Origin of the sequence: Vibrio diazotrophicus (assembly GCF_038452265.1) — a bacterium.
In the GTDB taxonomy this organism is placed as follows: Bacteria; Pseudomonadota; Gammaproteobacteria; order Enterobacterales; family Vibrionaceae; genus Vibrio; species Vibrio diazotrophicus.
In genome coordinates, this window is the sequence record NZ_CP151843.1 from 1,371,816 (window position 1) to 1,398,261 (window position 26,446).

Consider the following 26,446-nt stretch of genomic DNA (forward strand, 5'->3'; position numbering starts at 1 on the left):
ATGATTAGCTGGCTCTCATTCACAAGCGATTTATTAGGATTAAGAAAAACTTCGGATTTAGCAACTCAGTTTATCAATATCGTTGGACGTGAACTTGCATTAGACCAAGCAATGTTACTGGTACCCAACTCTGATGGCCGCATGCTCATACCTCATGATAACGGTCTGAATTATTCTTGGTCAGTAACGGATTTTGATAGTCCTTTTGCACATGTGCTTCAATCCCAACAAGAGATGTATCTAGATGCAGAGGCGTTGCTATTTTGGCAATCGAACAGAACGTTTAAGCAACTGGTGTCGAGCGTTGGTATGTTCGATACGGTTTGGATTCAACCACTTAACATCGAACATTGTCATATTAATCACATACTGCTGCTTATTGGTGATAGCAAACAACTACGTTTGGTCTCTAAGCAAGAATCGTTTCTAAAGTTTGTTGATGCGTTTACTCAACAATGGATGTTGTTGTACGAGATAGAACGAGAAAAACAGAGCGGACAGCTACTCAAAGAATCGCTGGTAGACATTCAGCGTAACTCTCGTCAGCAGTCTCACGCGACAGACTTATCTTTTACGTTGATTGGTAAAAGTGAAGCGATGAAACGGTTACGAGAACATATCATTAGTGCCGCTGAATCCCAGTTGTCGGTGATCATCCAAGGAGAAACGGGTACTGGTAAAGAATTGGTTGCGCAGGCGATACACGATTTTTCGCCTCGCAAGCATGAGCCTTTTGTTGCCATTAACTGTGCAGCCATTCCTGAAAATCTGTTAGAAAGTGAACTATTTGGTTACTGCAAAGGGGCATTCTCTGGCGCGGATTGTGACAAGCAAGGTTTAATAGCTCAAGCGAACAAAGGAACGTTGTTCCTAGATGAAATTGGTGACATGCCTCTTGCTCTCCAAGCTAAATTGCTAAGGGTGTTGGAATCGCGCTCCTATCGACCTGTCGGAGGGAAACATGAGCAGACATCAGATTTTCGATTGGTTTCCGCTACCCATGTGAACCTACTTGAGCAAGTCAATTTAAAGTCGTTTCGCCAAGATTTGTATTATCGACTTTTTCAGTATCCTTTAAGTTTGCCCCGTTTGGCGTCTCGAATAGAAGATGTCGAACAGTTAAGTCATCACTTTGTTGAGCTGTTTAACACAAAACATAAAAGGAACATCCGAGGTTTACACTATAAAGCTTTGGACTGGCTAAAAAGCCACTCTTATCCAGGGAATGTAAGAGAACTAAAACACTTAGTAGAGTACGGATGTGCTCAGACGAATGATGGCTCACAACTAGAAGAGTACTGCTTTGCGAACAGGTTCGCCCCTGTTGTAGCTCAATCTATTAATACTCAAATTAAAAGCACTGAAGGCTATTCAGCATCTTGCTCACCTACCGTTTCACATGAAAATTTGTCGTCAATCGATGACCTTCGATGTGCGTTGAGCCAATTTGAAGAGCAGATAATTCGGCAAAGACTAGATCACTACGGTGGGGATAGAGAAAAAGCCGCAAAGAGTTTGAAAGTACCTAAACGGACATTGGCTTACAAATGTCAAAAGCTGGAGATAAAAAGATGATAAATCGCATATTTTATCTCTGCTGCTTTTTGATGTGTGCCAAAGCATTTGATGTCGCCATTATAACTTCAGTCAGTGCCGACTACAGTTCTGATATACAACAGTGTATTAATACCCGCTCTCGTATTGAACGACTAAGCTGCTTTGACCGAGTGTTTAATGTAGGTCTTCAGCAAGAAGGTCTCACTGAGCCTGAAAAATATCCTCACTCTTGGCTTAAGGCAATGAAAGGTATTGAAATGGAAGGTGGAAACTTAGTCTTGCTAACCGAAGGTGAAGGACGAGGTAGTAAAGTCTGGATTATATTGCCTGCTTTAAATCAAGAGACTCAATTCTCTAACAATGCCAAACCTATTTTGATGTTTAGTTGTATCGATAATTTGAGCCGTATCGAAATCGCTTTACCTTCAAGTGTTCAAGATGCCCGAGTAAAAGTGTCTTTGTCTAATCATGTTAGTCAGGTTTGGCGAAGTGACGATAGCGGCTTATTAATGTCCTCATCCCGTGGTCTTCCTGCCATTAACATGATGAAAGAGATCATGCATGAGCGCAGGCTATTGATTCGTTCAAACGCTCCATTCATAGATGGTTTGCAGTTTAATACTGAAGAGCTAAGCGGTTCGATTAATGCTCTGCGCCAAAGATGTGGGTGGTAACGAAATGGACTTAGCTTATATTCGTAAGTGTGTTGTCTTACCAGTTTCAAAACAGAATCCAACCGGGGAGCGCTTAGTTGATGACCCCAATTTGGAGTTCATTGAAGAGCAGTTAATCAAAGTCGGTTCTTTATCTCACGCCACGGTCAAGTGGGACGAAGTGGAACATAGTGTGTTGAATTTGCTAAGAAATAAAAGCAAAGATATCAAACTGCTCGTCTATCTTCTTCAATGTTTACTCAATCAAGTAACTCCTGAACGTTTTATTATTTCTTTTCAAGCGATGACGGACTTTATTGATTGTTATTGGGAATCGAGTTTTCCGGTTTCTGGAGAGAAAGGTACTGCTTCGCGCAAGAAATATTTGGATCTAATGCTGCAACGTATTTCTCTCGTTATTGAGAAATTGGATTTCGCTCAGTTTGACCAACAGCAACGTAGCTCACTGAATGATGGTGTGAATCGATGGTTTGAAGCTATTGAAGAAAAGCAGCCAGCGAACACTATAGTAAGCGCAGTAGTTGACTCAGTAGTCCGCGGATTGAAACGAGCGGAGCAACCTCAAATTCAAAAAACACAAGTTCAATCGCCTCAAGAAATGGACTCCTCTATCAAACAGGTTTCGCAGGATACTGCTGACGAAAATTCAACCAAAAAAACGGTATTAAAGCTCGCTAGTACTCTTTCAGAGCAGGAGTTTGGTGCTGAGTTATCGATTCGGCTGAGGCGTTACGCTATATGGGGAATGATATTTACACATCCAGATCACCGGCCAGACGGAGAAACACTTCTACGAGCAATGCCCGCTGAACGTATTAAGGAGTATCAGGACCAACTTCGTTTTCCCTCAATGAGTTTGTGGAACAAAATTGAACACAGCCTGACGCTAGCGCCTTTTTGGTTTTCTGGACAATTTATGAGTTTTTCTGTTGCGCAGAGTATAGGTAAGCCTGATTGGGCGATTGCGATTGCAGATGAAACCCACCGTTTTCTACAACGAATGCCATTTTTACATGAGTTGAAGTTTAAAGGTGGTGAACCTTTTGTCACCGATGAAGTCCGAGCGTGGCTGAACAAGTACTCCCTTTCAAATGAATCCCAAATCCAAGGTGACTGGTCTGAAAGGCGCAGAGAAGCTTACTTACTGGCTAACGATAAAGGTATTGCCGTTGCTTTAGATATGGTGAATGGGGGAATTAATTCAGCACAAAGTTATAAGGATCAATTTTATTGGCGATTGTTATCCGCGGATCTACTAAGAGATAACCACCTCGGCGGAATAGCCAAATCTCAATATCAGTCTTTATATCAACAGCTTAAAAATATGGACATTTCAAACTGGGAAGCTGGTTTGTTAGAGCAACTAGAAAAACACTCAACGTCAGAGTAAACAAAGGACACAATTCATGTGGAAATTTATTGTTGGAATAGTAGGGAAGTTAAAGCCTAGGTTTTTGGCATCGGTTCCTATTTTGCTGTTCACGGCTTTTATATTATTGAATGTCTTTATTTGGTGGAGTGGACCAAGCTTAACTGTTCTCGATTACCAACCGTTAGATACAGTGGTTGCTCGTATATTGGCAAGTAGCATGTTCACCCTGCTGATGTTTACATTATGGGGGCTATTGCAATGGAGGAAATTAGTTACCTATCAGCGTCAACAAAAGCATGAAGAAAACTTGCGGAAAGACCCGATAAAGGTACTTGAAGAGCACCAAGAAACGGAGCTCAATCAAGTCATTGAAAATTTGAAAAAGAATTTAGATAAACGCAACTATCTTTACGAGTTACCTTGGTACTTGGTTCTTGGACTTGAGAATGCTGGAAAAACGAGCTTAATTAACCGTTCGAGTCAGAACTTTGTTTTCTCTTCTGTAATGAGAGCAGCGGGGAAATCAAGTAGCAATCCATATTCCTTCGATTGGTGGATAGGTGACAATGCGATTGTTATTGATCCAGATGGCGAGCTGCTAACGCAAGGTCATTACAGCGATGAAAACGATGGTGAGATGGAGCGACGTTTGTGGCTGCATTTTGTTGACTGGCTGGAAAGAACGAGAAGTCGCCGTCCTCTTAATGGAATTGTACTCGCTCTTGATATCTCTCACCTAGCGGTCGCTTCCGTTTCTGAACGCAAAGCCTATGCAAGCCTCTTACGAGCACGCTTAAGAGAATTAATCGAGGCTCTTTCTACACGTTTACCCGTGTATATCACGTTAACTAAGCTGGATCTTATCTATGGTTTTGAGGCTTTTTTCAAACATTACACAAAGAATCAGCGTGAAGATGTATTAGGTTTTACATTCTCTCTGGATTCGATAACCAACTTAGATCAGTGGTTGGAGGAATTTAGTCAACAGTACTCTCAATTCACTGATCGGATCAACGATAGGCTACCGAGTATGGTTTGCGAACCAATGTCTTCTGAAGACCGTCATGCTATATACAGTTTTTCTCATCAACTATCGGGAATGAAGAGCATATTGATCGAGTTCTTTAAAGACGCTTTGAGTAGCGATCAGTTTTCGACCGCAGCTCTTGTTCGTGGTGCTTACTTTACTTCTGTTTATCAACAAGGTGTACCGACCAACGCTTTTGATGATGCTGCTTCCCGTCGATATGGGTTGTCGCATGCTGTCAATGTCGCTCAGAACGCCAAAAACTCTACCGTGTATTTTACGCAAAAATTGTTTAGCCACATTATTTATCCTGAGGCGGGGTTAGCATCTGATAACAATCGCGTAATGAAACAAAAAAGGAAGTTAGTGGGGCTTTCGCTCTTGGTATGTGGGCTTACCAGTGTGATGTTGATAGGTACTTGGCATAATCATTATCTATCGAATATCCAACATTCAGACGCGGTTCTCACCAAAGTAAATCACTATAAAAATCAATTTGAGTCAGCAAAAGAATCGGCTTCTCAACGTGAAATGCTTGAGTCTCTGAACAAGATACGCGAAGCGACTTTAGAGTTTGGTTTCTTCAGAGACAAGTCCAAATATATTTCTGATTTTGGACTTTATCAGGGGCACACGATTGGACCAAAAGTAGAGGAAACCTATTTAAATCTATTGAAATTTAGATTCTTACCTAAGCTTATGGCGGATGCAATTGTCGATCTAGAGAGAGCTCAAACGGAAGATGAAAAACTTTCTGTGTTAAGAGTATTTCGCATGATGATTGATAACTCCGGAAGACATCAAGACTACGTGTTAGATCATTTTTCTAAGCGTTGGCAACGTGAGTTCACGGGGCAACGGGGTATTCAGGATGATTTACTTAAGCATTTAGATTATGCCTTGCACCATACTGACCTAGCAAAGGATAGGCAAAGGGGAAGCAAAGCAGCTGATAGAGTCATGAAACCATACGATACCGCTATTGCCAAAGTGCAAGCAGAGCTTTCGACGTTGCCTACAGATCAGCGTGTTTATCGAAACCTCAAGTTGCAAGCGCAATTGGTTTTAGGCCCCTCTATAAATCTACGTAGCTTGATTGGCCCCGCGTTTGATACCGTGTTTTCTGAACGCGTCTTAAATAGTGCGGGCTTCCAAATTCCTCAGTTGCTAACTAAACAAGGGTTTGAAGATTATTTTATTCGTCAGTCTGAAGAGATTTCTGAATTAGCTTTGATTGACAGTTGGGTACTAGGGCAAGCTCAAAACACAAATTTTAGTGAGGCCGATAAAAGGGACTTGAAAGCCAAAATTCGTCAACTTTACTCAGATGATTACATAAATACATGGCAAAGTGCTTTGAATGAGTTAGATGTTAAATATTTTAACGATATTCATGATGCAGTTGCCGTGCTAGAGAGCATTACGGGTAACGCAGAGCCTTTTGAGCGTTTTCTGTTGACTGTAAGTGAAAACACACAACTGCTAAATGCGTTTAACCACACAGAAGAGAGCAAGAAACAACTAGTTAAAACGCCAAAATATGAGTTGGCTTCATCAATAGAAGTTCGTTTTTCTGAATTGAGTAGTATGGTGACATCGAGTGATGGTAAGCCTTCTTACTTGGACGAAGTGATTGCAAGCGTTGAGGAAGTTAAGGCCTCTTTGCAGGAGATAAAGGAATCGCCTGACTCTGGAATGGCTGCTTTGAATGTTACTAAAGATCGCGTTAAGTTGTCTGACCGTGACCCGATTTATACTCTTAAACGAGTGGCATCTGGTCTACCCAGCCCACTTGACGCGATGTTTGCTAAAATTGCGGATGAAAGTTGGTATGTGATCAAACACGCCGCCATTAAACATCTGGAAGTGAGATGGCACGATGATGTTTATCAGACTTATCAGCAAAAGTTAGCTGGCAGGTATCCTTTTAATACAGCGTCGAGTAAAGATGTTTCCCTCAAGGATTTTGAAGCTTTTTTTGCTCCTAACGGTAAGCTTAATCGTTTTTATGTTGACCATTTAAAGGTTTTTATTGATGAGAATATTAATATTAACGTCAATTCTGAGTCCGATTCATTAGTTCGTGCAGACGTTTTGCAACAGTTTGAACAGGCAGAAAAAATACGATCTGCTTTCTTTAATCGAAAAGGCATATTGGACGTCAACTTTTCTGTAGAGCCACTGCGTTTGAGCAATAACAAGCGACGTAGTGTTTTGAATGTTGATGGGCAATATTTGTCCTATAGTCATGGACCAAGAGAAAGTGTGGAATTGATTTGGCCAAATACGTTACGAGACAATGCCGTTTCCAAAGTAACTTTGGTTCCAACCAAAGCGAACATTTCTCCACGCAGCTTAGATATCCAAGGGCCTTGGGCATTTTTCCGCCTGCTTGATAAAAGTGATGTTGTGGCTGCAAGTACCACTTCCGTCGACTATAAGTTTTCTGTAGATGAGGGAGAAATGATTTATAGAATTCACTCTGAATCAGATGCCAATCCTTTTACTGAGCGTTTGTTTAAGTCTTTTAAACTGTCAAATACGTTGTACTAGTTGATAAAAAAGGAGCAAATCATTTGCTCCTTTTTACTGTCCGTTTTATCCCTTTGAAAACAGGATTAATGGTCTAGGTATAGGTAGTTTTGCCAGCTCTTCATACGAATAAGCACTTTACGCATGATAGATACGTGTTCAAAGCTATCTGAATACACAGCAATTTCGGCGCTTGAACCTAGTGGTAGATTGTACTCGCTCATATCATCAGTGAGTCTTAGTTTGACCATCACTCGGCCTTGCGTATTGATGGCCTGAGTACCCAACAGTGAACCTCTCGCCTGAACTTGGCCTTCAGCAATCGCAGGGATGACATCAACAACTTCGCCTTTGAATACTTTACCCGGAAGCGATCTAAATACGAATTCTGCTTCAAAACCCGACTGTAAACGTTGCATAGAGTTTTGGCGGAAAGCGCCGTAGAAGTAGACATCCTCGGTGTGAACGAAAGTCATTACCGGAGCTAATGGTAGCGGTACAGCCATCATACCCGGACGTAGCGCCAGTTGAGTAACAAAGCCATCAGTAGGTGCGGTTACAACGGTTTGTTCTAGGTTGAACTGTGCTTGAGTTAGTTCAGCTTGAACGCGAGCTACGGTTGTGTTTTCACCGTTAATCTCAGACTCATACGCTAGTCGAGCAGACTCCTGACTCGCTTGCGCAGCTTCTAGAGAAGCTTGAGCCCCTTTGTATGCCTGATTGGTTGTATCGACTTGTTGAGCAGTAAATGCGCCACGTTTGAAGCCTTTTTCATAACGTTCAAACTCTCTTTTCGCTTTATCGCGAGCAGCCTCAGCTTTAGTGGTATTCGACACCGCTTCTTTGTAAACCGATTCTAACTGTAGAACTTGTTGCTGTGCTTCTGCAACCGCAGCTTCTTTACGCACAACTTCAGCTTGGAATGGTGTTGGGTCGATTTTGAACAACACATCGCCTCTCTTCAGAGGCTGGTTTGGAACCACATTCACTTCGATAACCTTGCCGCGAACACCGGATACAATAGGCGTTGTGCTATAGGCTTGACCACCGATTGAGGTAAATGGGTGGTTGTAGTTCATAAGAAGAATCAGCGTACCAATCAGCACCACGCCACCTAATACAGCTGTAGGTACTGACCACTTGTTTAGAGGAATCTTGAAAATTTTAAAAATGGCAATACAAATCGCGGTGTAAGTCAGAATAAGTAACAAATCCATTATTTTTGCTCCTCTTCTTGAGCGGTCTCAGAAGCTTCAGGAGCTTGGTTTTGACTTAGTTTTGCGATTTCAGTTTTTAGCATGGCTACTTGTTGGGTCAATTCATCGACACGTACATGGATATCGTGTGTTTCTTCCTGAAGTTTATGGAAACCCCAGCCTCGGTCTTCGCGCCATAGTGTTGCCCAAATCCATAAGAACGGCCATAAAACGTGAAGAGTAAACAGGCTTACCCAGCCTGCCACGTGAATGGCATCTTGATGAGGGTGATTGCGCTCTTTAGCAATGTCGTACGGTATGTCATGGATGACGATGATGCCGTAGAAAATCACCAAACACACAAATACCAACATACCTAGGGCAAAATAATCTAAAAACATAGAGTGGTCCTATATAAATTGAATACTTATAGTCGTGAATAACAAAGTGCTTACCACGTAAAATCATAGCCAATTATTAATGCACAGTTGGTAACTAATTAAAGTTAAGTCACATAGCTATGAGAAAACCGCAGATGAGTACCGTTTCGCCTATTAAAGCGTAGTACGTTTTTCTTTTACACCGTAGCGTATTCTACTTGCGAATTAACACAGTTGCATACGCCTATTTGTAACTAAGTCACTCCTAACTACCTGTTCAGTGTGAAATTATTCGATCTTGGGCAAAGTATCGATTTTCAACATAGTGACACTAAGACAGGAATCAAAACTCTGCGAAATATCGAAGAACTATTCTGAACAGACTTGGTTTCGCCCATTTGCTTTTGCGCGATACAAGGCTTTATCTGCACGATAGAAGGTTCTTTGCGTATTTTCGCCTTCTTTGTTTAACGTAATCCCGATACTGACGGTTAATCCTCGTTCACCAAGGATATCCTGCCAGTGATATTTGAAGATTCGTTCACGGAATGCTTCTGCAGCGGCTTGCGCTTGTTCTAACGTCATGTTTTCAAGAATGACCAAGAACTCTTCACCGCCATAGCGAACACAAGAGGCTTGCGGGAAGTTGAAGTGTTCCGCCAATTCACTTGAAACATTGACTATAGCTTTGTCACCGACAAGATGACTAAGTTCATCATTAATGGATTTAAAGTGGTCAATATCCACGACTAAGAAAGCAAAAGGGGTTTCGTTGTGGAGCAGCTCTTTGAGCTTGCCGTCCAACCAACGGCGATTGTGCAATTTGGTGAGAGGATCGGTTAAGACGTCTTGTTGCAGACGCGCAACCGCATTTTTGTGGTGTTCCGTGGTTTCTTTCAGCTCTTGGTTTTCAAGTTCTGAAACGATCAATTTTAGTTGCAGTTCAAATCTCGATAAACGGCGCAACTGTGTTGCCCCAAGCTCAGCAATGGGAATTTTTTGTATTAGCTCTGATTCAATATCAAACGCTTCACGCTCATAACGTAAGGCTTCTTTATAGAGGCCTTGACGTTCAAAAATACGGCTGAAAGTTTTGTATAAACCTTTTTCCAGCACAGGTGAAGGAAAGCGTTTCAAGCGCTTTTCAGTGCCAAACAACAGCATATTGGACAATTCTGGTTTGCCCAACTCTAGAAAACATTTTGCCCGTTCAACTCGAACCATATTGGCAAGCCAGTACGAATGAATGTTGCCCGGAGAAAACTGAATCATCGACAAGGTTCGAAGCGCTTGTTCTATCTCACCTTGGTGACGATATATCTTGGCTTCGTATAAAATGGTTTGTCCGGCAAGAATTTTGTCACTGACAAGAATACTGAGCTCTTCACACTCTTGCACCAGTTCATCAGCTTCATCAAATCGGCCGAGGCTTACATAGCAGGCAAGCATATAGAGCTTGTATCGCAATCTTAAAGAACGGCTGCTGATGGCGTGGTCAAGGCTGTCAATCTTGAGGTAGTAGCTCATTGCCCTGCGGTGATCACCATAGGCATCACACAAGTTACCCATGCCTAGTATTGCTAGGACATAGTCATCGATGTAACGATACTCAACAGCTAAACCTGAAGAAGAGATGTGTTCTTGCAGTGCCTCTACGTAATCGCCATTTTCAATCAGGAGTTCCGCAAGACTGTTTTTAACCGACAGGATGAGTTCTGCGTTGTCTGAATCTAACAAATTAAGTGCAGATCTTAGCTCACTGATACTGTTCTGGATTTGTCGCATTTCAGCGTGGAACTCTGCACTGACAATAAAACAGAGTGCTTTCTCTTCTTTGGTGGAAGCTATGGTTCTGCGAACTTTGCCCCAGAAGGCAACTGCCTCTTCACCGCTTACTGATATCGCGTCTAACCCTGCTTCTTGAACTTTATTGAGTAGTGCTTCCATCGATTATTCCTCCCAGCCCATGTCTTCAAGCTGTTCAAGGGTAAAAGGGAAGCTGACGATAGTATGAAGAGTCGTATCAGGAAGAGCACCGTGCAATTTTTTGCGCTCCCAAGGATAAATTTCAATCATTTTTTCAAGTACATCAAACATATGCTTTGCTGCTTCACCATGTTCGTTGACCAGAAGACCCAGATAATTAGCGCTTAAACGTGACAGAAGATCTTTAGAACCACAGAGAGAATGAACGAGTTCCGTAGAGGCATCCAAAAACAGTGGATTTGAATGATGAATAGAAATCACAGAAAAGGTTGAATTCATGAGGTCAACTTTATGCAGCACCATTTGTTCCCACCAGTAATTCTCAGGCACAACATTCGATAAATGCTTTTCTGTATGGAAATCATGCTGATTTCGAATTCGGTTGAGCAGCTTTATCGCACGCTGATCCAGCTGGCGTTTGGATGTACGGGCTTTATCTGAGCCGAGTCTCATCGTCTGCTCATGCAGCATTTGTAGCGAGTATTTTCGGTATTTCTTGAACGCTTCAAAAGCCGTTTTGTCATCGCCACTCTCTTCAGCGACGAGAGACTGCTGATAGCAAATTTGTGAAAGCAACTCACCATTGTCGAAGCTACGTGCGGTTTCTTCCGCTGAGATAAGTAGCTGGGCAGCTTGGGCTAGGTTTTTCCGCAATAACTCAATTCTCGCCCGACTGATGTAAGAGTGGGCTTTCATCCAAGACAAGTTATGAGCAACAGCTAATTTGTGCGCTTTCTGCGTGGCTTGTTGCGCATCTTCGATGCGTTCAAGTCCTAAAAGAGCTAAACCTCGGAAATCCCAAACTTCTGCCTGCCAAGTTTTATCATGGTGTCCGATAAGCGCTTCATCAGCGCCATCGAGCACGGTGAGCATATCGACATACTGCTCAAGCAAGTACAAATCCCATGCCCATAAAATACGGGCTTTACCCTCTAGCCAAGGGATATCCATATTGTGGGCGACTTTGGCAGCAAGTTGGTGGGTTGAACACGCTTGGTCATATTGCTTAGTGATGCGCCAAATATTGCCTAATCCAATCAAGCTTTCTATCAGCACTTCAATTTCGTCGACCAACGCCGATTGCTCTAAAGCGTTAATCCAAAATTGTTGAGCGGTATAGTATTTGGCTTGACCCCAGAATTGGAGCGCATGGACATGGAGAATTTCAGGAAGGAACTCGTCAGTATCGAGACTATTTTGATACTGATACGCTTCTTTGATGTACTTTAAGCCTCTGCGGTAATCCATTTCACACCAAGCACAGCGAGACATAATGATCAGCGCTTGAATAATGCCATCGTGAAACTGGGATTGTTTGGCTTGGACAAGGGCATTTTCTGCCACAGCCAATACTTCCGCAGGCTCAGACTCGATACGGAGTTTAAGCTGTTTAAGTTCTGATAATAAAAGGTACTGGCTTTGATCCAAATCCATTACTTCCTGGCTGTACGACTCACATGACATCTTTCAATGTGTTGCCACTTGTCCCGCAATGCGCGTCGTTTAAATATCAGTGCCATTTAGCACCAATTAGGCGGCAGATCGGAAATGTTTATGATTTTGCTCGTGTATAAATTTGTGCTTCCTCACACTCCACGACTAAACATTCAGGACAAGAGCTCTTTTAACGTCAAAGGCTTCTGAGTTAATCCTAGGTTTTGTGCAGCAGTGTTTCCATGTTTATCTTGGTAGCATAGATTATGCCAAGCGCGGTAAATATCGAGTAAAGGCTGTAGCCCTCCGGGACGTAACTTGCGTCTAGGCTCGTTGATAAAAGACTCAAACAGCAGCTGAAAACGTTGCTGATAAAACTCAGTCTGTTTTATTGAAGCCTTTTGCAACCAAGCTTCTGGCTCTGGATTCGCCCCCGCAAGATAGCAGATTCCTTTGGAACCTTTATCTTGATGAGCGATTGCCCATCTGTCTCGCCACCAGCCCATTAGGACAATATCGACTTTGTCAAAAGATTGGGCTTCTTGCCAGTTGTCGTCTTCCTCTACGTACATCAAGTCAACGTTTTGACGTCGGATTCTTGATAGGCAAACACTCAAAGCTGCTGAGCGCAGAATCGGATCCTGAGGCATGAATATGGATACGTGTTTGTCCATATCGCACATGTCCAAGACATGCAGGTAATGCGCATACGAGGTATAGGGTGGACGAATCAAAGCGCCTTTTGACGGGTAGTTAAAGGTGGAAAGATTGCCCATTGGATCTTCAACATTGCCGCGAGCCAGTATCGTTTGATATTGCTGATCTATACGCTCTCTCAATATAGGTGAAGGCTCAGGTTGTGGAACGTTAGCTTCCGAAGAGTGGTCTCTTGAAACGAATCGAGCTGGAAATTCATAGGGATTGTGATCCACCGAGCCAATAGGTTCTTCTTTTGCTGAATAGTTCACGTGCTGGCAAAGAATATACCCTGTGTTCGCTTCTCCTGTTGCTATCCAAAGCACGCCATTATTGCTTTTAGGTTGCAGAGCCATGTAATGAGAGGAGAACTGAAAACTGCTGGCGTGGTTAACCCAACGCGCGTCGATCATGGCGAGTTTTCTTCGGCAGCGACTGGCGATATGTTCAATATGATCGTAAAAGGTTTTCGGGTTGATGCTCAGTTTGCGGCAGATTTCTCGTACTGAATAACCCATGAAAAGTAACCCGAATAAGGTTTCTTGGAATAAAAGTTTTTTGTTCGCACCAGACCATTTATCGACAAAAGTAGAGTGACAAGATTTGCAGCGATAGCGCTGACGATCGCCACTGTAGCCGAAGGCATGATAGAGATGTTTGTGTGTATGGACAGAAAGCCCAGCGTTTTCACATTCTAGATTACGACAGGCGGGTAAGCCGTCACTGTGAAGCTGACGTAAACGAACCAGTTCGTTGAGGACTTCTTTGTTATTAAGTAAGGGGGGGAAAGCACCGCACTCACGACAAACCATCGTTGGACGCTTAGGATTTGCGCGTTGCAAAACATACCGTTCTGCATCACTCAAACCAAAGTTGTCACACGCCAATGTTTTACAAAAGTTGAGCTGCAAGCCATCAGCGTCCGCAGGTAATTGGTCGGTCGACACGATCTCCCCCTCGGTAATTTGGAAGGGTGCCAAGCGCGCTACTCGGCAACCCTAAAGTAAATTTTGAATTACATGGTGATAGCTGTTTCAAGTGCTACTTGCATCATTTCATGGAAAGATTTCTGACGCTCTTCTGCACTGAGTTTTTCACCACGTAGGATATGGTCTGATACGGTCAGGATGGTCAGAGCGCGAGCGCCCAAATCCGCAGCCACACCGTAAATACCTGCAGCTTCCATATCAACACCTAGGATGCCTAGTTTTTTCATCTTCTCGAAAATTTCTGGCTCTGGAGTGTAGAAAAGGTCTGCAGAGAAAATATTACCTACTTTAACCGATACATTTTGAGCACGAGCTTGAGCAACAGCCGCTTCTAGAAGATCGAAATCAGCGATTGCAGCAAAGTCATGGTTGCTAAAACGGATACGGTTAACTTTAGAGTCAGTGGATGCGCCCATACCGATAACCACGTCCATCAGTTTAACGTCGTCACGTACAGCACCACAGCTACCTACACGAATTACGTTTTTCACACCGTATTCAGCAATCAGTTCGTGAACGTAGATACAGCATGACGGAATACCCATACCGTGACCCATTACAGAAACTTTTTTGCCTTTATATGTGCCGGTGTAGCCGAACATATTACGTACGTCACACACTTGCTTCACGTCTTCAAGGTAAGTATCCGCGATGAATTTTGCACGAAGCGGGTCACCTGGCATCAGGACTGTTTCAGCGAAATCACCAGGTTGTGCGTTAATGTGTGGGGTTGCCATAATTGTTCTCCAAAAATGTTCAGCCAGTTAAACAGTATTGTATGTCAAATTACTAATTCTGTTGACTGAGGATTTGTCTGTTGGCGCAATATTAGTGAGTAATAACTGGGTTTCTTGCGATTTTGGTCACAAAAAAAGCGAGTGTGATGCATCGTCTAACGGTTGATAACGAAAAGTGTTGAAATTGATAGAGCAATCGATACAGGAAAACGTTGGCTTTATTTGTACGAATTTTAAAATTGTATAACTAGTTTTAAATGTGCTATAACTTGTACAAAGTTTTCTTTTGTATAATTGTTGTTATTCACTTGAGAGAAGAGGGCGCTGATATGGCTGATTCACCTATTTTGTTGGGCATTAGTGCTTGTGTTCTTGGTCAGAACGTTCGTTTTGATTCCGGTCATAAAGCCAGTCAATTTGTTAATAAAGAACTCGCGCCCTATTTCGAGTTTGTTCCCGTTTGCCCAGAAGTAGGGATGGGGTTACCGGTGCCTCGCCCACCAATACGCTTAATCTCTAATGATGAACGTATTTCTCTGGTTGAAACTAAAGATCCAACCAAAGACCACACCGCGGGTTTACTGCAATATTCTGAGCAGAAAATAAACCAACTGATGGATATGCATTTGTGCGGCTACATCGTGTGTGCAAAATCGCCTTCTTGCGGTATGGAAAAAGTCAAAGTGTACAAGTCCCATGAAGCAGAAAAGAGTGGTGTTGGGCTTTACACACAAATGTTGATGGAAAAAATGCCTTGGCTTCCGGTGGAAGAAGACGGAAGGCTCAATGATGCGGTGTTAAAGGAAAACTTTATTACACGTGTTTATTGCCTGCATGATTTCTACCAAACGCTGGGCAAAGAGCCTACTGCGGGCAAAGTCGTGGCATTCCACTCTCGCTATAAGCTTACTTTGATGGCTCATCACCCAACCTCTTATCGTGAGCTGGGACGGTTAGTGGCAAATGTGGCAAACTACGCGCCCGACGAATTTATTGAGTTGTATCGTTTAGGTTTGATGCAAGCTTTGAAAATCAGAGCCAGCAGAAAGAATCACACTAACGTATTGATGCACCTTCAGGGCTACTTTAAACGTTCACTTGATAAGTCTCAGAAAAAAGAACTCTCAGAAGTTATTCATGATTACCGAAAGGGTATGTTGCCGCTGCTCGCGCCAATTACCCTGATTAAGCACTATTTGACGTTATATCCAGATTCTTACCTGATGCAGCAGCGCTATCTGGACCCATATCCACAGGAGTTAAAGTTACGCTATGGCTTATGAACAAAAGCTATACGCTATTCGTGAAGTAGCAGAATTAACCGGTGTTAAGCCTGTAACACTAAGAGCTTGGCAACGCCGATACAATTTGGTTCAGCCGCAAAGAACGGAAAAAGGCCATCGTTTATTTAACCAAGAAAATATCGATAGCATTAAAGAGATTCAGGGATGGCTGGCAAAAGGCGTATCCATAGGCAAAGTCAGCGAGTTACTAAAGGGCGGCGTTCCTACTGATGATTTACAGCAGGAGACTCGAGTACAGCTTGAAGAGTGTGAGCAATTACTTACGGCGCTCTCTCAGCTGAATCGTGGCAAGTCAGAAAACATTATTGCCACGGTAATGAAAGAGTATCCGTTAGATATTGTTGAGAGCCAGTTTGCGTTTCCGGTGATTGATGCTTTAGAGCGAGTGAAAGGCCCTTTGCGCTCTCTGCAAAAAGGTCTGTTTCAATCTCTGATGATCAATAAGCTTTCATCGATTCTGGAAGCAGAAAACAAAGCGGCTCACAAAGGTAAATGCTTATGTGTCAGTTATGATCCGGTGGGTAGCTTGCTGGCCTGGCTTTGGGCGGTTACATGGTCTGAGAAGGGCTACAATGTGACATTTCTTGATGGTGTCGATGATGTCTCAGGGCTGGTAGGTAGTGAAGCCGTTGAATCATACAGTGCATTGGCATTGTTCTCTCATAAATCATTGGCAGACGCTCAGATGACTGCGATAGCTAAGCTGCGTAAGCAATTTAACGATCAATGCTATCTGTCTGACGTGCTGCAAACACTCAATGGACTGGATTAGTGAAACTTGTTTGGTTACGCCGAGATTTAAGAGCCGTTGATAATACGGCTCTTAACAGCGCAATTGCGAGCGGAGAACCTGTCACCGCTGTCTTTATCGCCACGCCTGAGCAATGGCATCAACACCATATGGCTCCCCGTCAGGCTGATCTTATCTATCGTCGCCTGAGCGCTCTGCAACAAGAGCTTAAAGCGCTTAATATTCCGCTGCTTTATAAGGAAGTGAGCGATTTTGAGCAATCGGCAAACAGTATTGTTGAGATAGCGAAGCTGTGTGAAGCGAACGAAGTCTTGGTCAATCAAGATTACGAAGTGAATGAGCAGGCGCGAGATAAACAAGCTCAATCCGCATTAGCGCAACAAGGTATCGGATGGCAGTCGTATCACGACAAATGCATCATCCCCGCAGGCAGTCTGCTCAATAAACAAGGCCAATATTTCAAGGTATTTACGCCTTTTAAAAAGGCTTGGCTTGCTGTTGCTGGCGTACCCATCATTTCTGCTACCCAAAGTGCAGCCAAAGCAGCGTTAGCGAAAGCAGTGCAACCTTTGGTTTGGAACCAACAGCAGTTATTCAGTTATCCAAGAGAAGACAGCTCTGGCTGGGACGTCGATTTTGAGTCGATTCGATCTCAACTGAGATCATTCTGCCAAGAGCGTATGGACAGTTACCACGAGCAACGAGATTTCCCTGCCATAGATGGCACCAGCAGTTTATCGCCATACTTAGCGATAGGTGCGTTGTCGGCAAGGCAATGTATGGCAAGGCTTTACGCTGAATCCAAAATGGGCTTTTTGTCTCAAGGCGCTCAAACATGGCTGAGTGAGTTGATATGGCGTGAGTTTTATCAGCACTTACTTACTTTTGAGCCTAAGTTGTGCAAAGGAAAAGATTTCCTCTACTGGGGGCGTTATGTGAAATGGTGGCAGGAGCATGACCATTTTGAACGTTGGTGTCGGGGAGAAACGGGCTACCCAATTGTGGATGCGGCCATGAGACAACTGAATCAAACAGGGTGGATGCATAACCGCTTACGAATGATCGTTGCCAGCTTTCTGACCAAAGATCTGCATATCGACTGGCGTTGGGGCGAACACTATTTTATGAGCAAGCTTATTGATGGTGACTACGCGGCAAACAATGGCGGCTGGCAGTGGTGTGCATCAACAGGGTGTGATGGTCAGCCGTATTTTCGAATTTTCAATCCGATCACCCAAGGTGAAAAATTTGATGAAAGTGGAGCATTCATTCGCCACTGGATTCCGGAGTTGAGTTCGGTGCCTGACAAATATATTCATGCCCCTTGGTTATCGGCGGGTGTAAACTCGGTGTTATATCCTTCTCCAATAGTTGATCATAAAGCGGAAAGAGAAGTAACCTTAGACATGTATAAGCAGGCAAGGGATAAAGATGTACATGTTGCGTAAGTTATTGGTCATTGGTTGCATAGTGGCGTCCAGTTTTATGACAAAGGTGTTTGCAGCTACTTATGACTTTCCGATGGAAGGAAGCAGCATAGTGGGAAATGCCCAATACCATGTGATTGAAAAAGGCGAAACATTAGCGCAAATCGCCAAGCAGTATGACATCGGTTTTTTAGGCTTGATGGCTGCGAATAAAGGCGTTGACCCTTTCCTTCCACAAGAAGGTTATGTACTGACCATTCCGTCGCAAATCATTTTGCCCATGGTGCCTTATGAAGGCATCGTGGTGAATCTTGCTGAACTGCGTCTTTACTACTTCAAGCCTGAAGAGAGAAAGGTACATATTTTTCCTGTAGGTATCGGTCGAATCGGACGTGATACGCCTGAAATGGAAACCAAGATCAGCCAGAAACGGCCAAATCCAACTTGGACTCCACCGGACTCTATCCGAAAAGAATATCTGCAAAAAGGCATTGAACTGCCAAAAGTTGTCCCTTCAGGTCCTGAGAATCCACTAGGTGAATACGCGCTTCGCCTTGCCTTTGGTAATGGTGACTACCTGATCCATGGTACCAATAAAGATTTTGGTATTGGTTTGCGTGTAAGTTCTGGCTGTATCCGTATGGAGCCGAAAGATATCGAGTGGTTGTTCAATCAGGTTGAGCGAGGCGAAAAGGTTCGCATCATTGATGAACCAGTCAAAGTGGCATTGGAACCTGACAGAAGTGTTTTCGTTGAAGCGCACGAACCACTGACTCGCAGCGATGGCAGCAAGAAAGATCTCGTGTTACCAGTAGAGCTAAAATGGTGGCTGGATGAGTTTGATAAGTCGGAAGTGAAAGCAAAAGCGGTGATACTGGCGCAAAACGGAGTGCCGGTCGAAGTGGTTGCTCCAGAGTTTGATTAAGCTCAGTTCGCTAAAATAGCGAAAGCATACGAAAAAGCCGCCTAACAAGGCGGCTTTTTCATTCAAGCAGAGCAGTGTTAAGTTAAGCAACTTGCCACTGAATTGCTTCTCCAGCGCGAATTGGAACCACAGTTTCGCCGCCAAAAGGCATGCTTGCAGGAACTTCCCATGACGCTTTGGTTAGAGTCACAGTGTCTGTGTTGCGTGGAACACCGTAGAAGTCTGGACCATTGTGGCTGGCGAATGCTTCCAGATTCTCAAGTTTACCTTCTTGCTCGAACACTTCGGCGTACAGTTCCAGTGCCGCGTGAGCAGTGTATGAACCCGCACAACCACAAGCCGCTTCTTTCTTGCCTTTAGCGTGAGGCGCTGAGTCTGTTCCTAGGAAAAACTTCTTGTTGCCAGACGTTGCTGCTGCGACAAGCGCGTGTTGGTGAGTTGCACGTTTCAAAATTGGCAGACAGAACAGGTGAGGGCGAATACCGCCAACCAACATGTGGTTGCGGTTAAACAGCAAGTGGTGAGCGGTAATGGTTGCTGCCACGTTGTCTGAAGCGTTCTTTACAAAGTTAACCGCTTCTGCAGTTGTAATGTGTTCCAGAACGATTTTAAGGTTCGGGAAATCATTCACGATTGGCGCAAGAACGGTTTCTAAGAAGGTCTTTTCACGGTCAAAAATGTCGACTTCGTGAGTGGTCACTTCGCCGTGAACCAGCAGCAACATACCTTCTTCTTGCATTGCTTGCAGAACTGGGTAAATGTTTTTCGCGTTAGTCACACCCGAGTCAGAGTTGGTCGTTGCACCCGCTGGGTAGAGTTTTGCTGCAACTACAGCACCAGACGCTTTCGCTTGGCGAATATCATCAGCTGAGGTGCTATCGGTTAAATACAAAGACATCAAAGGTTGGAACGTAGCACTTGGATTTTGCGCCATGATGCGATCACGGTAAGCAAGCGCCATTTCGGTATTGGTCACGGGTGGGACTGTGTTTGGCATAATAAGCGCGCGTCCGTTGTAACGGCTGATATCACGCACAGTATCAGTAAGAACTTCGCCATCGCGAAGGTGAACGTGCCAGTCGTCAGGACGAGTGATCGTAAGTGTTGTCATGAATTGCTCCCACCATGAAGTCATTGGAATGATTGGAGCCTAAAAAGAAATTTTGCGTTACGCAAACGCTTCCGTTTAGGCGACAGGATGATAGAGTAATTGGCTTCTCATTTCATCTTTTAATTTGTCAGTTCTGTTTGTTTACAGCAGTTTCTCGCGCCTAATAGATTGAAACGATAGCGTATTTGTGTCATTCATAGCCCTGTTCTGTGATCACTGGAAGCGAGACGCCTAGGTGGCTCGGATATTTATTTTGTTTAACCATACGTAAGGATGTGTGTCATGTCGTCAGCGGTACTTTCTCAAATCAATGTGTATCCAGTGAAATCGGTGGGTGGACTCTCTTTATCTACCGCATGGGTTGAGAAACAAGGGTTGATGTTTGACCGACGATTTATGCTGGCACTCGCTGATGGCAGTATGGTGACAGCCCGTAAATACCCGCAAATGGTCAAGATTCGATCTAGTCTGATGCCAGATGGCCTGATTTTTAGCGCACAGGGTAAATCGCCACTGACGATTCGTTATGCCGACTTTAAAATGCAGGAGTCACCAGCAACGGTTTGGGATGACAGCTTTATTGCGTATACCACAACAGATGAAGCAGACGACTGGTTCAGTGAGATTATGGGGCAGCGTGTTGAGCTGTTGTTCTCTGGTCAACAGTCCAATCGTGTTCGTGAGAAGTTCGGCCATAACGTCAGCTTTGCGGACGGTTACCCGCTATTGATTATTAGCCAAGGCTCGCTGGATGAGTTGAACCGTCGCAGTCCTGAACATCACAGCATGGATCAGTTCCGCACCAATCTTGTTGTATCAGGCACTGAACCATTTGCGGAAGATGGTTGGAAGCGCATCCGCATTGGTGAGGTGGAATTTGAGGCTCTAAAGCCTTGTGAACGCTGCATTATGACGACGGTGGATCTCGAAAAAGGTCAATATCGTCCAACCAAAGAACCTCTGCGTACCCTTTCCCAGTTTCGTGCTAACGAGCGCGGTGGCGTATTCTTCGGCCAGAATCTTGTTGCCAGAAATGAAGGTATGATTCACGCGGGAGACAAGATAGAAGTTCTAGAATACAAAGAGAAAGAGTACTACCCAGATTTAGGGCAGCGTCACTACCTGATGACTTGTGTCGAGCGTGAAGAAATTGCTCGCGATTTTGTGACTTTCTGGCTGGAGCCGCAACACGGCGTGTTGCCGAATTACCAGCCTGGTCAACATTTGCCAATTGAGATTGTTGTCGATGGTGAAAACATTGGTCGCTTTTATACTTTGTCTTCAAGCCCTTCTCGTCCGGGACGGCTGGCAATTTCTATTAAGCGTATTGATGGCGGCCGTGTCTCGAACTGGTTGCTTGATAACCTGCAAGTTGGTGACACATTAACAACCCAGACACCTGACGGCAGTTTTCATTTAACCTCTGAACATCATAATCAGCCACTGTTGCTACTTTCTGCGGGAAGCGGCGTGACGCCTATGCTGTCTATGCTGCGTTATCTGGCGGATAACCAGCAGATGCGAGATGTGGTGTTCTATCATCAATGTCGTTCTGTTGAAGACATTCCATGTCGCGAAGAGCTGGAGCAACTAGAACTTGCTCATCCTGAACTGAAGGTGTTTATTTCTCTCTCCCAACCACCTGTTGACTGGTTTGGTTTGAAAGGACGTTTATCTCTGTCACACCTCAAACAGGTGAAAGATGTTGCTTCACGCCAAGTGTTTGTATGTGGCCCTGATGGGTTTATGCAAAAAGCCAAGAACTTGCTGCTTAAGCTGGGTGTGGCTGAAAATGCTTACCACCAAGAAGCCTTTGGCGTAGCGCAGCAAACCGTCAGAGAATTTAAAACTTTACAGTTAAGTGTTAACGGCACCCTGTTTGAAGGAAATAACCAAAGCACCCTGTTAGAGCAAGCTGAAGCCGCGGGCGTTCCTATTGCAAACAGTTGTCGCGCCGGATTCTGCGGTGCCTGTAAAGTGAAGGTTGAATCGGGCAAAGTTCATCAGCCAGATGTTCCGGCATTGCAAGAGCACGAACGTAATATGGGAATGGCTTTAGCGTGTTGCTGTGTACCAGAAACGGATATTGAAGTGGTCAACTAGGCGCTTTTCTTCGCCTTATAGAAAAACAGCCAACTATTATTAGCTGGCTGTTTTTTTATCTTCTTTTAAAGAGATTTGCCAAGCACTAACTGGCACATTTGTTCGAACTGCACGGCATTGCCTGAAAACAGTTCATCAATCACTATCTGGGTTTTTATGCCGGAAAGCTTACGCTTCATGGCTTCTCTTACGAGTAAAGCAACATGATGTTCTTTGTTGACGGTTCCCTGCTGATTTGGCTGCCAGCGAGCAAACTGTTGGCTTAAGCCATTTTCTACAAGCTTTGGCTCAAGTTTTTTGACTTCATCTTTGAGTACTTGCAACAAATGCGGGTACACTTCGTCACCTGTATTGGTCGACTGTATGCGACTAAGCAGCGCCGAACTTAATTCTGTCAGTGTGATGAATCCAGATTGATGAGGAAACTCATCTCGCAGACGAACTGAAAAATCGACTCGAGTGATGTGAGTATTTGGCAAAAAGGTGAGGGAGCATAAACATTCGATAGGGATCCAAATCGCTTGTCCTGCTTCAATGGCGTATTCTTGTTTGCCCAATTTGAATAGAGCAAGGCCATTGTTAACCTTGACTAAACTATGCTTTGTTGCGCGCTTACGCGGTGTGACTTCCAAATATGGAAATAAGCAGGTTTCAGATTGAATAGCGTAGTTCATACAAGGCCTCATAAAATTAAGGGCGCTAAGATTAACGTTTATCCACTCAAAAGCCAAATATCGAGTTGTGGATCTCTTAGCTGCGGCCTAACCGCAATGCCTATCAGTTAGGAGATAGAAGGAAAACAGACAGAAACTTATTTTTGATTTTCTGGTCTGACCTTGTAATTTATGTGCTTATGATAGCTGCGAGCTAATGCGAGTGCGCGTAGAATAAGCCAGTTTTTTATTTGATGTACGAGAATATGACTTCAACCACCGACCCGTATCAAGAGATTCGTCCCTATAACGACGAAGAAATTCCCGCAGCCATCGAACGTCTAATTAATGATGAAGAATTTATCACAGCGATTCTCGATCATCGTTTTGAGCGTCAACCTTCATGGCTAAAAACGATGATGGGCCCATTCGTAAAAGCTTACCTTAAGTTTAAGTGGGCAAAGCTGACTTCGGTTGATGCCATTCAGCTAGAAGTGAAAAAGTATTTAGAAAAAACGTTGGAGCACACCACCAAAGGTGTGACTTACAGTGGCTTGAACAAACTGGATAAGAATACTGCTTACCTGTTTGTGTCTAATCACCGTGATATCGCGATGGATCCTGCGTTGGTTAACTACGGTTTGTATGAGTCAGGGCACCGTACAGTTCGTATTGCGATTGGCGATAACTTACTGAAGAAGCCTTGTGCAACAGAACTGATGCGATTGAACAAAAGCTTTATCGTTAAGCGCTCAGCCAAAGCTCCACGTGAAATGATGAAAGCTCTGGGTACTTTGTCTGGCTATATCAAGCACTCTTTGGATACTGGGCACTCAATTTGGATTGCTCAAAAAGAAGGTCGCGCTAAAGACGGTAACGATTTTACCGATCCTGCGATCTTAAAAATGTTTAACGTCGAAGGTCGTAAACAGAAGGTTGAGTTTTCTGAGTACATTAAATCGCTAAGAATTGTGCCGGTTTCAATTTCTTATGAAAACGATCCTTGTGATATCGCCAAGGCGCGCGAGCTTTATGAAAAAGCAACGCATGGTAAATACGAAAAAGGCGAGTTTGAAGATATCGAAAGTATCATTCAGGGCATCATCGGTGACAAAGGTCGAGTTCATGTCGCATTTGGCAACGTGATCACTGAGACTTACGAAACGCCGGAAGAACTTGCACAAGAGATTGACCGTCAAATCCACGCTAACTACAAGTTATATCCAATCAACTTGTTAGCTGCTGGACGTGAAGATGCAGACATTACACCTGCGGTAAAAGCGAAATTGGAACAAAAGCTGTCACAGCTTCCACTGAACGCTCATCAGTACCTGCTTGATAGCTACGCAAACCCAGTGCGTAATCAATAGCGAATAAACAGAAACAAAAAAGAGAAGCGATTTGGCTTCTCTTTTTTGTTTCTGGCTTTGGTGCTCGGCTTAGCGTGCAACGGCTCCGCCTAAGGTTAAATTTTTCGGCCATTTTGTAATGACATTACCGCCTAGGTAGATGTTGCCTTTCACCGTCATCGTATCTGGGAATGTAACGATTTTTGATCCGCCAATATAAAGGCTGCCTTCAATCACAATTCCGTCGGGGAGTTCAGTTAATGGTGTCCTGGCAACGCTCAAATCTCCTTTAACTGTCATCGCTGCTGGCAGTTGTTCTAGCGGTGTATCGGTAAAATTAAGGAACCCGCCTACTTGAATTCGCGCAGGCCAGATTTTGATTTGTGAACCGAGAAAATTCGCATAACCACGGATCTTTGTGCCACGTTGAATGCGTTCAAGTTGGCTATTTGACGCATCTAAACTTCCCATTACGGTTAAGCCTTTTGGCAGTGATGTGATCGACGTTTTTGCGATGTTGAGATTGCCTTTAACCTCTAATCCGTCAGGTAAGCTAGTGTAAGGTTTGTTCCGCAAATCAAGGTTACCGTAATTATCCAGATGATTAAGTATGCGGTACTGGTCGAGAGGTGCAGCATTCAGAGGTAATGAGCATAAAGCCATGCATAGCGTCCAAGCAGATAAACGCCAAGTTGAAAAAGACATGTTCTTCCTAAATCTCGTAACAGTATTAACGATAGTATCGGCATGAGTGGCATTGTCTTCAATGAAGAACAAAATCACAGGGGGAAGATCACAAAAGCGAGCTGGGTGCTCGCTTTTGAAGGGAGATTATCGCATCAGCGAACGCGATTTAAGTTCGAAGATGAGCTTCTCTGCGCTCACTTCAAATTTGAAACGTGCATTCAACTCAGTTGTGCTCTCATCGATAGGTGTTGATTCGAATTCCACCGCTGCACACACTTCTTTTGCCAGAGCAATATACTTGTCTAATTCGCTTTTTAGTTGGTCTTGATTAGGTGCGAAAATAGTCACTTCTGCAACTTCATCACCCTCCTTGATAAAAAAGCCCATTTCAGCAGAACAACCACAAGCTTCACAAACTTGGTTTACTTCACAGCTTTCGTTACTCATCTCAAAATCCTCTTACAAAATTTAAGGACATTCTAACCCTGTATTAGTAGGTGTTCCAGATAAATGATAATGCAAAAATGTATGAACACGGGTTGATATTGTTGACGCAGGTAACAGAAATAGGAGTGTGATAATAGTCGAAAATTAGGCGTTACGGTGACGTTTTTTTGTCATTACACCGTTTGATGCATTGTCATACCTTACTGTTTGTAAGATTATTCTTACATGGAGATAAGGGCGTGAATGGACTTTTCCCATATTGAAATGAATTTTTAAAGGATATTTTATTCATTCAATTTGAATGAAAAGATATTTTCTTACAAAGATGAGTTGGCTGTTGAACTATTTCAGCGGCATTTGATTCATTTTATTTTTTGATGAGTTTGTATACAAAGAGCTATTAATATGCCGAAGCGTAGTAAAGAAGATACAGAAGTGACCATTCAAACAATCATGAATGCTGTTGTCGACCAACTGTTAAGATTAGGCTATGACAAAATGTCATACACCACATTAAGTCAACAAACGGGTGTATCCAGAACAGGCATCAGCCACCATTTCCCGAAAAAAACAGACTTTGTTCTTGCGCTTGATGGCCAAATTTTTAATTTGTTTGTAGCACATTTGGATTTAGACCATGGCGTTGAGTCTTTCTCAAGCTCATGGATTAAGGCGCTAGATAATTCAGAGTTTTTAGCTATTTTGCGTTTGTTTTTCCACCATATTGTGGCTGCAGATAAAGCCGAAGAGTTTTCCTACAGAGGTGTAGGGCGTTTATACAAACTGGCTCGCGAAAAGTTAGGCGAAGGCAGTGATAAACAGGTTGAGTGGCTGATTGGTAAATCACTTATTGAAATGAGTAAGTAATTACTTAGAGACCAGTAAGAGTTACAGATTTTTAAGGGTTTGCATTCGCAAACCCTTTTTCATGCGCCTAAGGTTCAGATGGGCTAACCAATATGGTGCATTGTGAGTGCATCTATCCCTGAATTAGTGCGTGCTAATGTATAGGGTTGGAAAGTTGAAAGTGATATTAACTACTTGATTTTTATTCGTATAGTTAACCTGTTTGAGTTCTTGCTAAAATACAGAACAACGTACTTTTTTCT

General features: G+C 43.5%; 21 protein-coding genes. 11 read left to right on the top strand and 10 right to left on the bottom strand.

The window, feature by feature from the left end:
* From AAGA51_RS21485 to tssM, 4 genes are read left to right on the top strand one after another with little or no spacing between them, the layout of a single operon-like run.
* Complete coding sequence (locus tag AAGA51_RS21485) at positions 1-1,575, top strand: sigma-54 interaction domain-containing protein (RefSeq protein WP_042479613.1); 1,575 nt, start codon at positions 1-3, stop codon at positions 1,573-1,575.
* Positions 1,572-2,231: a type VI secretion system-associated protein VasI gene (gene vasI, locus AAGA51_RS21490; protein ID WP_042479907.1), complete on the top strand. Its 660-nt coding sequence runs from the start codon at positions 1,572-1,574 to the stop codon at positions 2,229-2,231. The genes AAGA51_RS21485 and vasI overlap by 4 nt, the downstream gene beginning before the upstream one ends.
* Before the next feature lie 4 nt (positions 2,232-2,235).
* Complete coding sequence (gene tssA, locus AAGA51_RS21495; RefSeq protein ID WP_042479910.1) at positions 2,236-3,621, top strand: type VI secretion system protein TssA; 1,386 nt, start codon at positions 2,236-2,238, stop codon at positions 3,619-3,621.
* Between the two features lie 16 nt (positions 3,622-3,637).
* Entirely contained in the window at positions 3,638-7,183 is a 3,546-nt protein-coding gene (gene tssM, locus AAGA51_RS21500; RefSeq protein WP_042479615.1) for a type VI secretion system membrane subunit TssM, read from the top strand.
* Between the two features lie 65 nt (positions 7,184-7,248).
* On the opposite strand, the gene AAGA51_RS21505 is transcribed toward tssM, so the two are convergent.
* The 6 genes from AAGA51_RS21505 to deoD all read right to left on the bottom strand — a co-directional run bounded on the left by AAGA51_RS21505 (position 7,249) and on the right by deoD (position 14,580).
* A complete protein-coding gene (locus AAGA51_RS21505) occupies positions 7,249-8,379 on the bottom strand; it encodes an HlyD family secretion protein (protein WP_042479616.1) in 1,131 nt (376 codons plus the stop codon).
* Positions 8,379-8,759, bottom strand: coding sequence for a DUF3302 domain-containing protein (locus tag AAGA51_RS21510; RefSeq protein WP_042479618.1), 381 nt, complete (start codon positions 8,757-8,759; stop codon positions 8,379-8,381). Before AAGA51_RS21510 ends, AAGA51_RS21505 begins: the two co-directional genes overlap by 1 nt.
* 348 nt (positions 8,760-9,107) lie before the next feature.
* Entirely contained in the window at positions 9,108-10,685 is a 1,578-nt protein-coding gene (locus tag AAGA51_RS21515) for a GGDEF domain-containing protein (RefSeq protein WP_042479619.1), read from the bottom strand.
* A 3-nt stretch (positions 10,686-10,688) separates the two neighbouring features.
* Positions 10,689-12,152 carry a hypothetical protein gene (locus AAGA51_RS21520; protein ID WP_042479913.1) on the bottom strand — a complete coding sequence of 488 codons (1,464 nt, stop codon included), beginning with the start codon at positions 12,150-12,152 and terminating at the stop codon, positions 10,689-10,691.
* Positions 12,153-12,331: 179 nt separating this feature from the next.
* Positions 12,332-13,801 carry a lactate dehydrogenase gene (locus tag AAGA51_RS21525; RefSeq protein ID WP_042479620.1) on the bottom strand — a complete coding sequence of 490 codons (1,470 nt, stop codon included), beginning with the start codon at positions 13,799-13,801 and terminating at the stop codon, positions 12,332-12,334.
* Between the two features lie 68 nt (positions 13,802-13,869).
* Positions 13,870-14,580: a purine-nucleoside phosphorylase gene (gene deoD, locus AAGA51_RS21530; protein ID WP_042479622.1), complete on the bottom strand. Its 711-nt coding sequence runs from the start codon at positions 14,578-14,580 to the stop codon at positions 13,870-13,872.
* 329 nt (positions 14,581-14,909) lie between these two features.
* Here deoD and AAGA51_RS21535 point away from each other — a divergent pair, with 329 nt between their 5' ends.
* The 4 genes from AAGA51_RS21535 to AAGA51_RS21550 are packed head-to-tail and all read left to right on the top strand — an operon-like array spanning position 14,910 to position 18,987.
* The gene (locus AAGA51_RS21535; protein WP_042479623.1) at positions 14,910-15,863 is read left to right on the top strand and encodes a YbgA family protein; all 954 of its coding nucleotides are present in this window, start codon (positions 14,910-14,912) and stop codon (positions 15,861-15,863) included.
* On the top strand, positions 15,853-16,656 hold the full coding sequence (locus AAGA51_RS21540) for a MerR family transcriptional regulator (protein ID WP_042479625.1): 804 nt from the start codon (positions 15,853-15,855) through the stop codon (positions 16,654-16,656). Before AAGA51_RS21535 ends, AAGA51_RS21540 begins: the two co-directional genes overlap by 11 nt.
* The gene (gene phrB, locus AAGA51_RS21545; protein WP_042479626.1) at positions 16,656-18,083 is read left to right on the top strand and encodes a deoxyribodipyrimidine photo-lyase; all 1,428 of its coding nucleotides are present in this window, start codon (positions 16,656-16,658) and stop codon (positions 18,081-18,083) included. The genes AAGA51_RS21540 and phrB overlap by 1 nt, the downstream gene beginning before the upstream one ends.
* Positions 18,073-18,987, top strand: a complete 915-nt coding sequence (locus tag AAGA51_RS21550) for a L,D-transpeptidase family protein (RefSeq protein WP_042479915.1) — start codon at positions 18,073-18,075, stop codon at positions 18,985-18,987. The genes phrB and AAGA51_RS21550 overlap by 11 nt, the downstream gene beginning before the upstream one ends.
* Before the next feature lie 82 nt (positions 18,988-19,069).
* Here AAGA51_RS21550 and pyrC read toward each other — a convergent pair whose 3' ends face one another.
* Positions 19,070-20,098 carry a dihydroorotase gene (gene pyrC / locus AAGA51_RS21555; protein ID WP_042479627.1) on the bottom strand — a complete coding sequence of 343 codons (1,029 nt, stop codon included), beginning with the start codon at positions 20,096-20,098 and terminating at the stop codon, positions 19,070-19,072.
* Positions 20,099-20,380: 282 nt separating this feature from the next.
* Between pyrC and AAGA51_RS21560 the strand changes: the two genes are divergently transcribed.
* Positions 20,381-22,201: a hybrid-cluster NAD(P)-dependent oxidoreductase gene (locus AAGA51_RS21560; RefSeq protein ID WP_042479628.1), complete on the top strand. Its 1,821-nt coding sequence runs from the start codon at positions 20,381-20,383 to the stop codon at positions 22,199-22,201.
* A 65-nt stretch (positions 22,202-22,266) separates the two neighbouring features.
* On the opposite strand, the gene AAGA51_RS21565 is transcribed toward AAGA51_RS21560, so the two are convergent.
* Positions 22,267-22,875 carry a hypothetical protein gene (locus AAGA51_RS21565; RefSeq protein ID WP_042479629.1) on the bottom strand — a complete coding sequence of 203 codons (609 nt, stop codon included), beginning with the start codon at positions 22,873-22,875 and terminating at the stop codon, positions 22,267-22,269.
* Between the two features lie 245 nt (positions 22,876-23,120).
* On the opposite strand from AAGA51_RS21565, the gene AAGA51_RS21570 reads away from it, so the two are divergent.
* Entirely contained in the window at positions 23,121-24,224 is a 1,104-nt protein-coding gene (locus tag AAGA51_RS21570; RefSeq protein WP_042479631.1) for a 1-acyl-sn-glycerol-3-phosphate acyltransferase, read from the top strand.
* Positions 24,225-24,293: 69 nt separating this feature from the next.
* Here AAGA51_RS21570 and AAGA51_RS21575 read toward each other — a convergent pair whose 3' ends face one another.
* Together AAGA51_RS21575 and AAGA51_RS21580 are read right to left on the bottom strand one after the other, a co-directional pair.
* Positions 24,294-24,908 (bottom strand): hypothetical protein, encoded by a 615-nt coding sequence (locus AAGA51_RS21575; RefSeq protein WP_042479633.1) that lies wholly within the window; start codon positions 24,906-24,908, stop codon positions 24,294-24,296.
* Between the two features lie 126 nt (positions 24,909-25,034).
* A complete protein-coding gene (locus AAGA51_RS21580; protein WP_042479635.1) occupies positions 25,035-25,337 on the bottom strand; it encodes a YfcZ/YiiS family protein in 303 nt (100 codons plus the stop codon).
* Positions 25,338-25,742: 405 nt separating this feature from the next.
* Here AAGA51_RS21580 and AAGA51_RS21585 point away from each other — a divergent pair, with 405 nt between their 5' ends.
* Positions 25,743-26,204 carry a TetR family transcriptional regulator gene (locus AAGA51_RS21585; protein WP_042479636.1) on the top strand — a complete coding sequence of 154 codons (462 nt, stop codon included), beginning with the start codon at positions 25,743-25,745 and terminating at the stop codon, positions 26,202-26,204.
* Positions 26,205-26,446 lie beyond the last annotated feature (242 nt).

Excerpts from the sequence above, each read along its gene's own strand:
- tssM (WP_042479615.1), top strand. The coding sequence starts at position 3,638 with ATGTGGAAATTTATTGTTGGAATAGTAGGGAAGTTAAAGCCTAGGTTT.
- AAGA51_RS21550 (WP_042479915.1), top strand. The coding sequence starts at position 18,073 with ATGTTGCGTAAGTTATTGGTCATTGGTTGCATAGTGGCGTCCAGTTTT.
- AAGA51_RS21580 (WP_042479635.1), bottom strand. The coding sequence starts at position 25,337 with ATGAGTAACGAAAGCTGTGAAGTAAACCAAGTTTGTGAAGCTTGTGGT.
- AAGA51_RS21515 (WP_042479619.1), bottom strand. The coding sequence starts at position 10,685 with ATGGAAGCACTACTCAATAAAGTTCAAGAAGCAGGGTTAGACGCGATA.
- pyrC (WP_042479627.1), bottom strand. The coding sequence starts at position 20,098 with ATGACAACACTTACGATCACTCGTCCTGACGACTGGCACGTTCACCTT.
- AAGA51_RS21585 (WP_042479636.1), top strand. The coding sequence starts at position 25,743 with ATGCCGAAGCGTAGTAAAGAAGATACAGAAGTGACCATTCAAACAATC.
- AAGA51_RS21570 (WP_042479631.1), top strand. The coding sequence starts at position 23,121 with ATGACTTCAACCACCGACCCGTATCAAGAGATTCGTCCCTATAACGAC.
- deoD (WP_042479622.1), bottom strand. The coding sequence starts at position 14,580 with ATGGCAACCCCACACATTAACGCACAACCTGGTGATTTCGCTGAAACA.
- AAGA51_RS21560 (WP_042479628.1), top strand. The coding sequence starts at position 20,381 with ATGTCGTCAGCGGTACTTTCTCAAATCAATGTGTATCCAGTGAAATCG.
- AAGA51_RS21575 (WP_042479633.1), bottom strand. The coding sequence starts at position 24,908 with ATGTCTTTTTCAACTTGGCGTTTATCTGCTTGGACGCTATGCATGGCT.
- AAGA51_RS21540 (WP_042479625.1), top strand. The coding sequence starts at position 15,853 with ATGGCTTATGAACAAAAGCTATACGCTATTCGTGAAGTAGCAGAATTA.
- AAGA51_RS21510 (WP_042479618.1), bottom strand. The coding sequence starts at position 8,759 with ATGTTTTTAGATTATTTTGCCCTAGGTATGTTGGTATTTGTGTGTTTG.
- tssA (WP_042479910.1), top strand. The coding sequence starts at position 2,236 with ATGGACTTAGCTTATATTCGTAAGTGTGTTGTCTTACCAGTTTCAAAA.
- AAGA51_RS21565 (WP_042479629.1), bottom strand. The coding sequence starts at position 22,875 with ATGAACTACGCTATTCAATCTGAAACCTGCTTATTTCCATATTTGGAA.
- AAGA51_RS21535 (WP_042479623.1), top strand. The coding sequence starts at position 14,910 with ATGGCTGATTCACCTATTTTGTTGGGCATTAGTGCTTGTGTTCTTGGT.
- AAGA51_RS21505 (WP_042479616.1), bottom strand. The coding sequence starts at position 8,379 with ATGGATTTGTTACTTATTCTGACTTACACCGCGATTTGTATTGCCATT.
- AAGA51_RS21485 (WP_042479613.1), top strand. The coding sequence starts at position 1 with ATGATTAGCTGGCTCTCATTCACAAGCGATTTATTAGGATTAAGAAAA.
- vasI (WP_042479907.1), top strand. The coding sequence starts at position 1,572 with ATGATAAATCGCATATTTTATCTCTGCTGCTTTTTGATGTGTGCCAAA.